Here is a 13848-nt window from a genome sequence, read left to right as displayed (position 1 = left end):
ATCGCCGCCGGCAGCGCCGCCGGCGCGCGCCCGCCGCGGCGCTCGGCCCGGCCGAGCCCGCGCACCGCGCCTGACGTACGGGTCAGGGCTTCCGGAGGACGCCGCCGTACTCGTACACCTTCGGGTTGGTCTTGGAGGCCCCCTCGTACTGGGCGATCTCCGCGGGGACCGGGGGAAGCGGCGGCTGCAGGTCCATGGGACGCCATTCCGCCAGGTTCACCAGGCCCGGCTCCACCGGCTCCAGCCCGTCGAAGAGCCGGTCGACCTCAGCGGGCGTACGGGTCTGCCAGGGAATGCCCGCGGCGGTGACCCGCTCGGTCATCAGCGCGCCCTCCTCCGGGTCCTCGCAGACGACCTGGGAGAACGTCAGATGGCTCCCGGGCGCGCTCCGGTCGAGAATGGTCGTGAGGACGCGGCGCGGCTCGAACTCGTCGGGCAGGTGGTGCCCCACGGACAGGAACAGCACGCCCACCGGCTCGTCGAAGTCGATGAGCCGCCGCACGTCCTCGTGCTCCAGGATCTCCTCCTGGTCGCGCATGTCCGCGTTGATGACGGTGGTGGTGGCGTTGTCGGCCAGCAGCGCGCGGCCGTGCGCCAGGACGACGGGGTCGATGTCGACGTACACGACCCGCGCGTCCGGGACGAGCCCCTGCGCGACCTGGTGGACGTTGTTGTCCGTCGGGAGCCCGCAGCCCATGTCGATGAACTGCCGGATCCCCGCCTCCAGCGTCAGATGGCGGACGGCGCGGTAAAGGAAGAGCCGGTTCTGCCGGGTGATGTCGAGGCCCGCCGGGAAGTGCTCGAGCTGCGCCTTGATGAACCGCCGGTCCACCTCATAGTTGTCCTTGCCGCCGAGAAGCCATCCGTAGGCGCGGGCCGAGGTGGGCACGTCGTCCGGAATTCCGGCCGGCGATGGGACTTTACTATCGGTCACCGCGTTCTCCCCGTACGTGAAGATCAACCATTTCCCGGAAACGGTACTCCGCCCGCCCGATAAACGCGCGATCTACGCATATCTGGCCGCAGGGAATCAGGCCGGCGGTACGACGTCGATGACGATGTTGCCGACCTTCCGGCCGCTCTCCGCATGGCGGTGGGCGGCCACGATCTCGTCCAGCGGGTACCGCCGGTCGACGACCGGCCGGAACCGCCCCGACCCGATCAGGTCGCCGAGGTGCCGCACCACCTCCTGCCCGTGCACGGGGAACGGGAACACGACCCTCCTGCCGCCGAGCAGGCGCGTTGCCGGCGGCAGCAGCAGGTTCTGCCACCAGGGGCCGAGGTCGGAGGACAGGTACTTCCCGCGGGGCTTCAGCAGCCTCTTGCAGCGGCCGAACGTGCTCTTGCCGACCGCGTCGAACACCGCGTCGTAGGTTCGCGCGTCCCGGGTGAAGTCCTCGGCCGTGTAATCGACGACCCGGTCGGCGCCCAGTCCCCGAACCAGCTCCAGGTTCGCCGTGTCGCACACCGCGGTCACCGTGACACCGAGATCCTTGAGCAGCTGGACGGCCGCCGAGCCGATCGCGCCCGTCGCCCCGTACACGAGGACGTCCTGCCCGGCCCGGACGCGGCTCGCCCTGATGAAGGAGAGCGCGTAATGCGCCCCCTCGGTGCCGGGCGCGGCCTCGGCGAAGGACACCCCCGCCGGGATGGCGGCGATCATGCCGCCCGCGGGCACCGCCAGGTACTCGGCGTGCGTACCGAACGCGCCCTCGTTGTACCCGAACACCCGGTCTCCGGCGGCGAACGCCGTCACGCCGGCGCCGACCGCCTCCACCACGCCCGCGAACTCGGTGCCGAGCACCGCGCGCCTTGGACGGGTGAGGCCGGTGGCCGCCCTGACGAAGAAGGGCCTGGCCGCCCGGTAGGCGCAGTCCGTCCGGTTGACCGTCGTCGCGTGGACCCTCACCAGGACGTCGCCGTCCCCGGCCGCGGGCCGATCGACCTCGGCGACGCGGACCACGTCCGGCGGGCCGTACCTGTGGTGAACCGCTGCCTTCATGGACGCGCCGACCTCGACATTCCGTGCGCTCGCGGTGACCGTTCGAGCCGAGCGGCCCCGGCCTCGCGGTGGCCGGGCCGATTGTCGCACCCCGGTCCGGGCGATCACCGGCCCGTGACCGGCTCTGGACGCCGGTGCCGCTCCCATCCCTGCATAATCGGCGCATGTCCTCCAAAGATCAGCTCGTCGGCATCGCCCGCGAGCATCTGCCCGCCGGAGTCGTGGAGCAGTGGACCGGCCTGCTGAAGCCGGCCGTGCGGCTGGCGCACGCGACCGGTGACGACGCGGTCGCCGGCCACCTCGGCGGGGACGCGGAGCTGCCGCCGGACATGCCCTGGCCCGCCTGGGAGGGGTACGGCCCCCTGTCGCTGTGGCTGAGCCTCGACTGCGCCGCGCTGCCGGCCGGCGAACTCGCGCTCCCGGACTCGGGGCGGCTGCTCTTCTTCCTCTTCGACGGGCAGCTGTGCGAGAGCACCGCCCCCTATATCGGCGACGACGGTCCCGAAAGCCGCGGCGCCCACCGGGTCGTCTACGTCCCGGAGGGCACCCCGACCAGCCTCCGCGAGGCTCCGGCGGAGCTGCGCCACCGGGTGCCGGCCGAGCCGCTCACCGCGTCGGTCATCTGGACCGCGCCTCAGTACCCCGACGACCTGGACGCCTGGCACGCCCGGTACGGCGAGCCCGACGAGGCCGCCAGCCGGGCGCTCTACGACGACGGGTTCGACGACGAGCTGGATCTGTGGGGCCGCGCCGCGCGGCAGCTCGGCGGCCACCCCTTCGCGCCGCAGTCGCCGGTCGAGGAGGACCTGGCCAGGTACGTGGTGTTCGCCGGCGCCGAGCGGAGCGGGCCCGAACTGCGCCGCGAGATCGCCCGCTGGCGGCTGCTGCTCCAGTTCATGCCCGACTACGAGACCGGCCTGTGGTGCGGGGACACCAACTACCTCTACTGGTTCATCACCGCCGACGACCTGGCCGCCCGCCGGTTCGACCGGGCGCGGCTCCTCCGCCAGGACACGTGAACGGGCCGGGCACGGCGGGTGATCGGTACGCTGCGCCCATGGACACCGCCGATGAGACCGCCCGCATCCGCGCGGTCCTGCGCGACCAGGGCGACGCGGAACGCGCGGAGTACGAGCGCCGCTACCTCAAGAGCGACCTCGTCCATTACGGCGTGCCGGTCCGGGTCGTTCGCGAGACGTGCCGCTCGTCCGCCCGGACGCGCGATGAGGTCCTGGCGCTCGCGGACTCGCTCTGGGACGTGACCGAGGACGGCCGCCCCGTCCACGAGACCCGTATGGCGGCCATCGAAGTGCTGGTCCGCGGAACCCGGCTCCTGGAACCCGCCGACCTGGCCGCCGCCGAACGCCTGATCCGCGACTCCGCGAGCTGGGTCTACGTGGACGGACTCGCGGAGAAGGTCGCCGGCCGGCTGGTCCTGCGCTTCCCTCCCCTCGCCGCGACCCTCGACGCCTGGTCCGCCGATCCGTACATGTGGATCCGTCGCTCGGCGCTGCTGGCGCTGCTCCCCGGCGTCCGTACCGGGAGCCCTGACCTGGAGCGCGTCTCCCGGTACGGTGACGCCCTGATCGAGGAACGCGACTTCTTCATCCGCAAGGCCCTGGGCTGGGTGCTGCGGGAGCTGTCCAAGAAGGACCCGGCCTGGGTCGGCTCCTGGCTGGCCCCTCGCACGTCCCGCGTCTCCGGCGTGACCTTCCGCGAAGCCGTGCGCCACCTCCCGGCGGAAACCGCCGAGCCGCTCGCGACCGCCTACCGGTCCCGCGGGGCGGGACGAGGTAGGCGGTGACGCGATGAGCGGGGCGGGCTACCGGTCGAACCAGTCGTCGTCGTCTTCGTCGCCGAACCAGAACTTCTCCCACCAGTCCCAGAAGCCGTCCTCGTCGCTGTCGTACCAGTCGGAGGCGACCTGGGCCGAGGAAAGCGAAGAGGGCGAGGTGGGCGCGGCGGCGTGAGCGGGCGCGCCGCCCAGGAGAACGGCCGCGACGAGTGACGAGATGGCGAGGGCGAGTATCTTCTTCACTGCGTTCCTTTCCGTGGGTGTTCGCTTCGGAAGTGAGGCCATTGCGCGCGGCAGGGGTTTCCGCTCATGGCGGTTCCCGGCCGTGCGCGTTCGGGTACTGCCTGTGTCCCGTACCACCCCCTCGATGAATTTCCGCGGAATGCGATGGAGCCCGGTCCGGCGGTCTCAGGGCAGTGCGGCCGCCTCCTCCGTGATGGCGCCGGCGAGGCGGTCGGCGAACCGGGCGCGGCGGGAGTCGGCGTAGACGGAGACCGTGACGTCGGGGCCGTGGCCGTGGAGCATGAGCCCCAGGCCGGTGGACGGGGACAGCACTGTCGTGCCGTAGATCCCGAGCACCGCGCGGCCGTGCCAGGTGTGCGTGCCGGGCGGGATCGGGGTGTTGGAGCAGATCAGGTCGGCGTAGGCGCCGCCCATCACGTAGCGCGCGACCGGTGCGAGGAACCGCTTGCCGCGGGCGGCGGCCATGGCGCTGTTCGCCACTCCGGCCGCGGCGAAGCCGCCGCGTTTGGCGTGGCCGGTACGTTCGCTCACCATCCGGATCCGCTCGTCGAGGCGGTGCCGTCCCAGCGGCGGCACGATCCGGAACGGCGAGGCGCCGTTCCCCAGCCGCACGAGGGCGCCGGGCACCCGCACGTCGCTGGGAACGGAGATGTGCCGGACGGCGCGCGCCGCGTCCGGGCCGCACGTCCTGGACAGCGCGCCGGCGACGAGCGCCAGGTAGACGTCGTTGAGCGTGGCGCCCCGGCTCCGGGCCCGTTCCATCGCCGCCCGGGGGAGCGTCGCCCAGGTCAGGTGGCGGCCCTGGTCCAGAGGTCCGGCGAGCGACGATCTGCCGATGGAGGGGAGTGACGCGCCGGCGGCGGCGAGCCGTTCCTTGCCCGTGACCGGGCGCAGCGTGGGCGCCGTGCCGCCCGCGTGAGGCGGCTGCGCGCCGTCGCGATCGAGCAGTCTCTGGAGGAGGTGGGCGTTCGAGATCCCGTCCATGAGCGCATGGTGGGTGCGCACCAGGACGGTGAACTCGTCCTCGCTGTAGCCCTCGACGAGGTCGATCCGCCAGGGTGGCCGCCCGCACAGGGGAAGGCTCTGGCCGAGCAGCTCGGCGAGCCGTGCCCGGAGCCCGGATTCTCCGGGGGCGGCGACCACGGCGGACACGTGCTCCGCCGGATCGAAGCCCGGCAGGCCGATCCACTGCGGGCGGCCGCCGGACGGCGCCAACGAGTAGCGCAGGATCTCCAGCGGCGCCAGCCGCCCGCGGACGGTGCCGATGAACTCGTTGAGCGCCGGCGGGCTCCCCTCGATCCGCGCCCAGAACCCGAACGTCAGCAGGTCGGGCGCCGGCGGCGCGGTCAGCGACCAGAACGCCATGTCCAGCGGGGACAGCCGGCGTCCACCGCGCTCGCCGCGCCGGTCCGGCTCGGCGGGCGGGGGAGGGCCGCCGTTCTTGGGGAGTGCGGGGAGCCTGCGCGCCACATGGGCCTCCGATGGGGTGAGGGTTGGGCGGGGTCGTCCGGTTCACGAGACCTCCGGGCGTTCACTCAGGCGCGCCGCCCAGCGCGATGGCCTCGTCGACCTCCTGCTTGCGCGCGGCCAGCTCCCGCTCGTACCGCTCCTCGTCGATCCGCTCCGCGATCTCCTCGTCCTGGCGCATCAGGACCTCGAGGTCGGACTTGGCGTTGTCGAGCACGCCCATGTCGGCGTACGCGGCCTGCACCTTGTCCCCCCACAGCCCGATGTCGCGCACGCACGGAACGATGCGGCTGAAGAGCAGCGACTGGTAGAGCTTGAACGAGTCGGAGTGCTCGACGTAGTCCATGCAGGCGCCGACCGGCAGCCCGAGCCGCTCGAAGATCTCGCGGCCCTTGAACCGGTCGCGCATCAGGTAGCAGCCTTCGACGACGAACTCCTCGCGTTCGGCGCGTTCCCGGGAGGTGAGTGCGGCGTAGTGGTCCTTGAGCGCGAGCCGGCCGAACGCGACGTGGCGGGCCTCGTCCTGCATGACGTAGGCGAGGAGCTGCTTGACGAGGGCGTTCTGGGACATGTCGCGGTAGAGCCCGAACGCCGCCAGCGCCAGCCCCTCGATGAGGACCTGCATGCCGAGGTAGGGCAGGTCCCAGCGGCTGTCCTCCAGGGATTCGGCGAGTAGCTTGGCCAGGTCCTGGTTGATCGGGTAGTACATCCCGATCTTCTCGTGCACGAACCTGGTGTACAGCTCGACGTGGCGCGCCTCGTCCATGGTCTGGGTGGCGGCGTAGAACTTGGAGTCCAGGTCCGGGACGCTCTGCACGATCCGCGCCGACACGTTCAGCGCGCCCTGCTCACCGTGCAGGAACTGGCTGAACATCCATGAGCCCTGGTGTCGCCAGAACTCGTCGCGTTCCTTCTGGGTCATCTTCTCCCAGATGTCGGAGCCGAACAGCGGGTTGAACTGCTCGGGGAGCTGGGCGACGTTGTTGGGATCGATCTCCAGGTCCCAGTCGATGCGCTTCTGGGCGTCCCACTGCTTGTCCTTGCCCTTCTGGTACAGGTTCAGCAGCCGGTCGCGGCCGCCGTCGTACTCCCAGGTGAAGCGCGTGTCCCCGGCCATCGGGACGTTCCAGGTGTCCGTCGGAACGGGGGTCGAATAGAGGTCGTGGGAACTCACGGGCAACCTCCACGCGGATCGCCGCGAATAGTGGTGATGGTGCGCGCTCCGGCGCCGGCACGGTCGCGACTAAGAGTAGTTATCAACGCACCGTGAGTTAGCGACTCGATGGTGAGGGTTCTGTGGTGCGCGGTCACGCGATGGCCGCTCCCTCATTTCGTGGGCCGATTCGTTGGCCGGCCGGAGGTGGGGGAGTGGCTGGAAAGGCGGTGACCTGCAACGACTTTTGGCCGCGTCCCGTGCGGGCCATGGTTGCGTGCCCGTCCGGCCAGTCCAGTGCCGCCGCACGAGCAATCTCACCGAAAGTAGCAAGTCGCTACTGTGCGTATCGCGATCGGGCGGGGCCGGCGGTACGGCCGCCGTGCGGGATCACTCCTGCGCTCGTCCAGCCCGGCGTTCCCTGCCGTCCAGCGGGGTGACGGCAGACTCCAAGACGGAGGAGAAGCGACCATGGCAGGTAAGAACAGCGCCGTAGCCCGGGAACTGCCTCAGGACGCTATCGCGGTGGTGGGGGTCGGCCTCCGGCTGCCGGGCGGGATCACTTCGCTGGACGGGCTGTGGCAGGCCCTGCGGGAAGGCAGGGACCTGGTCGGGAAGGTGCCCGCCGACCGGTTCGACAGCGAAGCGATCCTGGATCCCGAGAAAGGGCGGGTGGGGAAGGCCTACACCGATGACGGCGGATTCCTGGAAGAGGACATATCGCTGTTCGACGCGGACTTCTTCGGGATCTCGCCCAAGGAGGCGTCCCGGCTCGACCCGCAGCACCGGGTGCTGCTGGAGTGCGCGGTCGAGGCCCTGGACGACGCCGCGATCGAGCCGGAGACCCTCGCGGGCGGCGACACGGCGGTGATCATGGGCCTGTCGACCCATGATTTCGAGGCCCTGCAGACGCAGCGGCTGCGGACGCTCAACGCGTACTCGGTGTCGGGCACCGCGCCGTGCAACGCGGCGAACCGGCTCTCCTACCTCTTCGATCTGGGCGGCCCCTCGTACGCGCTCGACACGGCGTGCGCGTCGTCGCTGACGGCGATCCACCAGGCGTGCGAGGTGCTGCGGAACGGGCGCAGCTCGCTGGCGCTGGCCGGCGCCGTCAACCTCATCGTGGGCCCGGCCGGGTACATCGGCTTCTCCGCGGCGGCGATGGGGTCGCCCTCCGGCCGCTGCCGGCCGTTCTCGGCGGGCGCCGACGGGTTCGTGCGGGCCGAGGGCGCGGGCGTGCTGGTGCTCAAGCCGTACGCGGCGGCGCTGCGCGACGGCGACCGCGTGCACGGGGTCGTCCTGGCCAGTGACATCAACGCCGACGGCCGTACCAGCGGCCTGACCGTCCCCGGGGCGGCCGCGCAGGCCGCGCTGCTGGAGCGCGTCTACACCGCCGCGGGGATCGGCGCCGACGAGGTCTGCTACGTCGAGGCGCACGGGACCGGCACGCCGGTCGGCGACCCGATCGAGTGCCGGGCCATCGGCGAGACGCTGGGCCGCCGCCGGACCGGGGCGCCGCTCCCGATCGGCTCGATCAAGTCCAACATCGGGCACATGGAGGCGGGCGCGGGGATCGCCGGGGTGCTGAAGGCCCTGCTGGTGCTGCGGCACGGGCATATCCCGGCGACCCTGCACCTCGACCGGCCCAACCCGGACGTCGACTTCGGCGCGCTCGGCCTGGACCCGGTGACCGAACCGCGGCCGCTGCCCGCCGCCGAGCGCCGGATCGCCGGGGTCAACTCCTTCGGTTTCGGCGGCGCCAACGGGCACGTCGTCCTGGCCGTCCCCGAACCCGGGCCCGCCGGGCCGGTGCCCGCGCCGCGCTCGGGCGGGCGGCCCGGAACGCTGCCGCTGCTGGTGTCGGCGCGGTCGCCGCGGGCGCTGGCCGACGCGGCCCGGGACTGGGCCGAACGGCTGCACCGGACCCCCGACGAGGAGTTCTACGACACCGCCTACACCGCCACGCGGCGCCGCGGCCGCCACCCGCACCGCATGGCGGTGCTCGCCGGCGGCGCCCCGGAGGCGGCGCGGAAGCTCGCGGCCCTGGCCCGCGGCGAGGAGGTCGCCGGGGGCGCGACGGCGGCCGGGACCGCCCGCGGCAAGGTCGGCTTCGTGTTCAGCGGCAACGGCTCGCAGTGGGCCGGGATGGGCCGGGAGCTGCTGCCCGCCGACCCCGCGTTCGCCGCCGAGGTGGCCGCCGTCGACGCCGAGCTGGAGCCGCGGCTGGGCTGGTCGGTGCTGGCCGAGATGGCCGCCCCCGACCCGGCCCGCTGGGACCGTACGGAGGTCGCCCAGCCGATGCTGTTCGCCGTCCAGGCCGGGGTGGTGGCGGCACTGGCCGCCCGCGGCGTGCGCCCCGCCGCGGTCACCGGGCACAGCGTCGGCGAGGTCGCCGCCGCCTACTGCGCCGGGATCCTGGACCGCGCGGCGGCCTGCCGGGTGATCGCCGAACGCAGCGCGGCCCAGGCCGTCACCGCGGGCGCCGGCCGGATGGCCGCCGTCGGGCTCGCCTCCGCCGACGCCGAGCGGCGGCTGAGCGAGGAGCACCTGTCGAAGCTGCTCACCGTCGCGGGCGTCAACAGCCCCCGGGACGTCACCCTCGCCGGCTGCGCCGAGGCACTGGCCGGGCTGGGCGCGGCCCTGAAGGAGGAGGGGGTCTTCTTCCGGGATCTGGGGCTGGACTACGCCTTCCACAGCCCGGCGCTGGACCCGGTCCGGCAGGACCTGCTCAAGGCCCTGGACGGCCTGGACGCCGCCCCCGGCCGCATCCCGCTGGTCTCCACGGTCACCGGCCGGGAGGCCGGCGACCTGCGGCTCGACGCCCTCTACTGGTGGCGGAACATCCGCGAGCCCGTGCGCTTCACCGAGGCCGTCGCCGTCCTGACCGGCGACGCCGGTGCCGAAGAGCCCGCAGGGACGCCGGCGGGCCTCGGCTGCGACGTCCTGGTGGAGATCGGGCCCCATCCCGTCCTGTCCGGGTACGTGCGGCGCACCGTCACCGCCCCGGACACCGGGACCGGGCAGGCCGTGGTCACCGGGACGCTGTCGCGCACCGGCGCCGGAGCGGCGGCGCTCGACACCGCGGCCGCGACCGCGGTGGCGGCGGGAGCGCGGCTGGACTGGGACCGGGTGTTCCCCCGCCCGGGCCGGGTCGTCGACCTGCCCGCGTACCCGTGGCAGCGGGACCGGCACTGGAACGGCGACCCGAGCTGGTGGCTGGAGCGCAGCGGCGGGGACGCCGCGGCGGACGGTCCGGGAGCCGAGCCGCATCCGCTCCTGGGGGCGCGGCACGCGAGCCCGGACCCGCAGTGGTCCCGGCGGATCGACCACGCGCCGCTGGCCTACCTCAAGGACCACAGGGTCGGCGAGGCGATCGTCATGCCGACCGCCGCGTTCATCGACATGGCGCTGGCGGCGGGGGAGCAGGTCCACGGCGCGCCGGTGCAGATCGACCGGATGGCCATCATCCGCGCGCTGACCCTGCCGTTCGACGACCCGGCCATGGACCTGCGGCTGCACACCGCCATCAACCGCGCCGGGTCGATCGTCATCGCGGCCCGCGCCGGCGCGCACTCCGACTGGTCCGACCACGTCCGCGGGCAGGTCCGCAAGCTGCTGCGGCCCCGGCCGGCGGCGGTGGACGTCCCGGCGCTGCGGGCGCGGCTGCCGCACGCGGTGCCCGTCGACCGGCACTACGCCGACTTCGCCAAGGTGGGCCTGCCCTACGGCCCGGCCTTCCGGCCGCTCGTCGAGCTGCACCACGGCGGCGACGAGGTGCTGGCCGAGTACGCGATAGCGGTCGAGCCGCGTCCCGGCCACGTGGTGCACCCCACCGTCCTCGACTGCGCGATCCAGGCATGCCTGCCCGCGGTGATGAGCGCCGCCCAGGGGACGGTCGCGTACCTGCCCAAGTCCGTGGCGACCGTCCGCTGCTGGACTCCCGTCCCGGACAGCGGCCTGGTGCACGTGCGGGTGCGCGAGGTGACGTTCCAGCAGGCGGTGCTGGACGTGGCCATGCTGGACGGCGACGGCGCGGTGGCGCTGGAACTGCGGGGAGTGGTGCTGGAGCGTTTCGGCAGCGCCCGCCTGCCCGACCCGGTGCGGATCGGCGAGGTGCTGCGCGCGGCCCCGCTCCCCGGCGACCCGGCCCCGCCGGAACCCAGCCCGCTGCCCGCCCCGGCCGTCCTGCTGGCCGCCCGCGCCGAGCCGATCCGGCGGCTCAGCGACGCCTGGCACGCCGGTTCCGCCCACGCCGAGTCGCAGTCGATCCTGTGCCGGCTGTCGGCGCACTTCACCGTGGCCGCCGTACGGCGGATCCTGTCCCCGCCCGAGGCCCCGGCCGGAACCGCCGCGGCGGGGACGTCCTTCCGCCTCGCCGACCTGCTCGCCGCGGGCGCGCAGCCCGTCTACACCAAGCTGCTGAGGAACCTGCTGCGGGCGGCGGCCCGGCACGGCCTCCTGGCCCGGGACGGCGACCGCTGGACGATCACCGCCGAGCCGGCCCCCGAGCCGATCCTCCAGGAGGCGATCACCAGGTACCCGGCCGAGGGCGTGCTCTGCCAGGTCGTGGCCGTGTGCGGCCGCCGCCTCGCCGACGTGCTCCGCGGCGACTGCGACGCGATGGAGCTGATGTTCTCCGACGCCGACGCCCTGGCCGAGCGCGCGTACAACGGCACGCCCGTCATGCAGCACCACAACCGGGTCGTCCGGGAGCTGGTCGCCGAGGCGGCCGCCCGCTTCCCCGCCGACCGGCCGCTGCGCGTCCTGGAGGTCGGCGCGGGCACCGGCGGCACCACCGCCCTGCTGCTGGACGTGCTGCCGCCCGAACGCGTCCGCTACACCTACACCGACATCTCCACGGCCTTCTTCCCCCGGGCCCGGCAGCGCTTCGCCGACCATGACCTCCTCGACTACCGCCCGCTCGACCTCAACCGGGACCCGGCCGCGCAGGACTTCGACCCCGGCTCGTACGACCTGGTCATCGCCGCCAACGTGCTGCACGCGACCGACGACCTCAGGGCCACGCTGCGGCGGGTCGCCGCGCTCCTCGCCGACGGCGGCCAGCTGGTGGCGCTGGAGGCGCACCACCAGGAGAGCATGACCGCGATCTTCGGGCTGCTGACCTCGTTCTGGGGCAACACCGACACCGACCTGCGCCCCGACCATCCCATCCTGCCGTACGAGGACTGGAGCCCGGTCCTGGAGGAGTGCGGCTTCACCGGCACCGTCCAGACCGGTGACCCCGGCGATCCCTGGCGCAGCGACTTCTCGGTGCTGCTGGCCGCGCGGGCGCCCCGCGACCGGCCCGCCGCGCCGCCGGTCACCGCCGCCTCCGGCGAACTGGCCGGCGGACGCATCGTGATCGCCGATCTGACGGAGGCCGGTGCGTCCGCGGCCGAGTCCCCGGGCGCGCCCGCCGGCGACTGGACGGCCGAGTACGCCCGGGCGCTGGCCGAGGCGCTCACCGGCGCGTCCGGCGGCCGGCCGCACATCGTGCCGCCCGCCGCCGACGCCGACGCCTGGGCCGCGGCCTGGCGGGAGGCGATGGCCGGCCACGGCGAGCCGCTCGACGTGGTGCTGCTCAGCACCGGCCGCGCGGCGGGCCCGCCCGGCGACCAGACCCGGCGGGCGCTGTTCCACCTGACCGCCCTGCAGGCGATCGCCCGCGCCACGGAACGGCCGGACGGCACCGGCCCGGCCCCGGCCGCGCACCCGGACGGCCCCGCGGTGCGGGTCTGGCTGCTGTGCACCGCCACCGCGGACGACTACCGCCACCCGCCCGCGATGCCCGGCGCCCGCGCCGCCGCCTGGGGCGCCGCCCGCGCCCTGGCAACCGAGCACCCCGGCATCCAGGTGAGGCGCATCGCCGTCGCGCCCGCCGATCCGGTGGCCCCGCCGGTGCGGCGGCTGGCCGAGCAGACGCTGGCCGAGATGATGGCGGGCTCCCCGGAGGACGAGGTCGTCCTGACGGGCCCGGGACGCTTCGTCCTGCGGGCCGACCCGATCCCGGCGGCGACGCGGCCGTCCGGTTCGGGCTGCTACGCGCTGGACGTCCACGACCAGGGCAACCGCTACCGCCTCGGCTGGAAACCGGCCCCGGCGCCCGTGCCGGGGCCCGGCCAGGTGGTCGTCAAGGTCGAGGCGGTCGGACTGAACTACCGCGACGTCCTGGTCGCGCTGGGCATCATGCCGCCGCTAGAGATGGAGCGCGGGGCCGCCGCCCTGAACCTCGGCATCGACGTCGCCGGCACCGTCGTCGCCGTGGGCGACGGCGTCAGCGGGTTCGCCCCCGGCGACCGGGTCGCGGGCGGCGCGCAGGGCTGCCTGGCCTCGCACACCACCGCGGCCACCAAGAACCTCTACCGGATGCCCGACACCATGACGTTCGCCGAGGCGGCGACCCTGCCGCTGGTGTCCCTCACCGCCCACCAGAGCCTCCACCACCGGGCCCGGCTGCGCGCCGGCGAGACGCTGCTGGTGCACAGCGCGGCCGGCGGCGTCGGGCTCGCCGCGCTCCAGTACGCCCGCCACGTCGGCGCCAGGGTCATCGCCACCGCCGGGACGCCCGCCAAGCGCGAGATGCTGAGGGCCCTCGGCATCCGGGACGTGCTGGACTCGCGCTCCCTGGAGTTCGCCGAGCAGGTCATGGACCTCACCGGCGGCGAGGGCGTGGACGTCGTCCTCAACTCCCTGGCCGGGGAGGCCCTGCGGCGCGGGGTGGAGATCCTCAAGCCCTACGGCCGCTTCATCGAGATCGGCAAGCGCGACTTCCTGGAGGACAGCCTGCTGCCCCTGGGGCGGTTCGACGACAACCTCAATTTCTTCGCGGTGAACGTCGTCCAGGAGCGCATGACCGGCGCCGACTCCAGCATCGGCATGCAGGACGTCGCCGAGGCCGTCCAGGCCGGCGTCTACCGGCCGCTGCCGTTCCAGACCTTCCCGGCCGCGCGCATCCAGGAGGCCTTCACCCGGCTCCAGCACTCCCGTCACGTCGGCAAGATCGTGGTGACCTTCGGCGAGCCCGTCCCCCTGGAGCCGCCGGCCGCCGACGCCCTGCCGGCCCCGCGCCCGGACCGCACGTACCTGATCACCGGCGGGCTCGGCGGCCTGGGCGCGGCCACGGCCCGGCACCTGGCCGCCCGCGGCGCCCGCCACCTGGCGCTGCTCGGCCGCGTGGACGCTCTCCAG

General features: G+C 73.8%; 8 protein-coding genes. 3 read left to right on the top strand and 5 right to left on the bottom strand.

All coding sequences use genetic code 11. The features are described 5' to 3' along the window. Nucleotides 1-82: 82 nt before the first annotated feature. Nucleotides 83-934 (bottom strand): SAM-dependent methyltransferase, encoded by an 852-nt coding sequence (locus AB0881_RS40545; RefSeq protein ID WP_366626105.1) that lies wholly within the window; start codon nucleotides 932-934, stop codon nucleotides 83-85. Nucleotides 935-1030: 96 nt separating this feature from the next. Beyond that, nucleotides 1031-2002, bottom strand: a complete 972-nt coding sequence (locus AB0881_RS40540; protein WP_366626104.1) for an NAD(P)-dependent alcohol dehydrogenase — start codon at nucleotides 2000-2002, stop codon at nucleotides 1031-1033. Nucleotides 2003-2166: 164 nt separating this feature from the next. Between AB0881_RS40540 and AB0881_RS40535 the strand changes: the two genes are divergently transcribed. Both AB0881_RS40535 and AB0881_RS40530 read left to right on the top strand, forming a co-directional pair. Continuing rightward, nucleotides 2167-3021, top strand: coding sequence for a YwqG family protein (locus AB0881_RS40535; protein WP_366626102.1), 855 nt, complete (start codon nucleotides 2167-2169; stop codon nucleotides 3019-3021). Nucleotides 3022-3059: 38 nt separating this feature from the next. Then, on the top strand, nucleotides 3060-3806 hold the full coding sequence (locus tag AB0881_RS40530) for a DNA alkylation repair protein (protein ID WP_366626101.1): 747 nt from the start codon (nucleotides 3060-3062) through the stop codon (nucleotides 3804-3806). Between the two features lie 18 nt (nucleotides 3807-3824). Here AB0881_RS40530 and AB0881_RS40525 read toward each other — a convergent pair whose 3' ends face one another. The 3 genes from AB0881_RS40525 to AB0881_RS40515 form a co-directional block, all read right to left on the bottom strand. After that, complete coding sequence (locus AB0881_RS40525) at nucleotides 3825-4040, bottom strand: hypothetical protein (RefSeq protein ID WP_366626099.1); 216 nt, start codon at nucleotides 4038-4040, stop codon at nucleotides 3825-3827. A gap of 165 nt (nucleotides 4041-4205) precedes the next feature. Beyond that, nucleotides 4206-5510, bottom strand: a complete 1305-nt coding sequence (locus tag AB0881_RS40520; protein WP_366626098.1) for a wax ester/triacylglycerol synthase domain-containing protein — start codon at nucleotides 5508-5510, stop codon at nucleotides 4206-4208. Between the two features lie 61 nt (nucleotides 5511-5571). Next, nucleotides 5572-6681: a ferritin-like domain-containing protein gene (locus tag AB0881_RS40515; protein ID WP_366626097.1), complete on the bottom strand. Its 1110-nt coding sequence runs from the start codon at nucleotides 6679-6681 to the stop codon at nucleotides 5572-5574. Between the two features lie 504 nt (nucleotides 6682-7185). On the opposite strand from AB0881_RS40515, the gene AB0881_RS40510 reads away from it, so the two are divergent. After that, nucleotides 7186-13848, top strand: a 6663-nt coding sequence (locus tag AB0881_RS40510; protein ID WP_366626095.1) for a beta-ketoacyl synthase N-terminal-like domain-containing protein, incomplete at its 3' end; no start/stop codon positions are given.

It is taken from the genome of Spirillospora sp. NPDC029432, assembly GCF_040703975.1.
In the GTDB taxonomy this organism is placed as follows: Bacteria; Actinomycetota; Actinomycetes; order Streptosporangiales; family Streptosporangiaceae; genus Spirillospora.
This window is presented reverse-complemented; position numbering and strand designations above follow the sequence as displayed.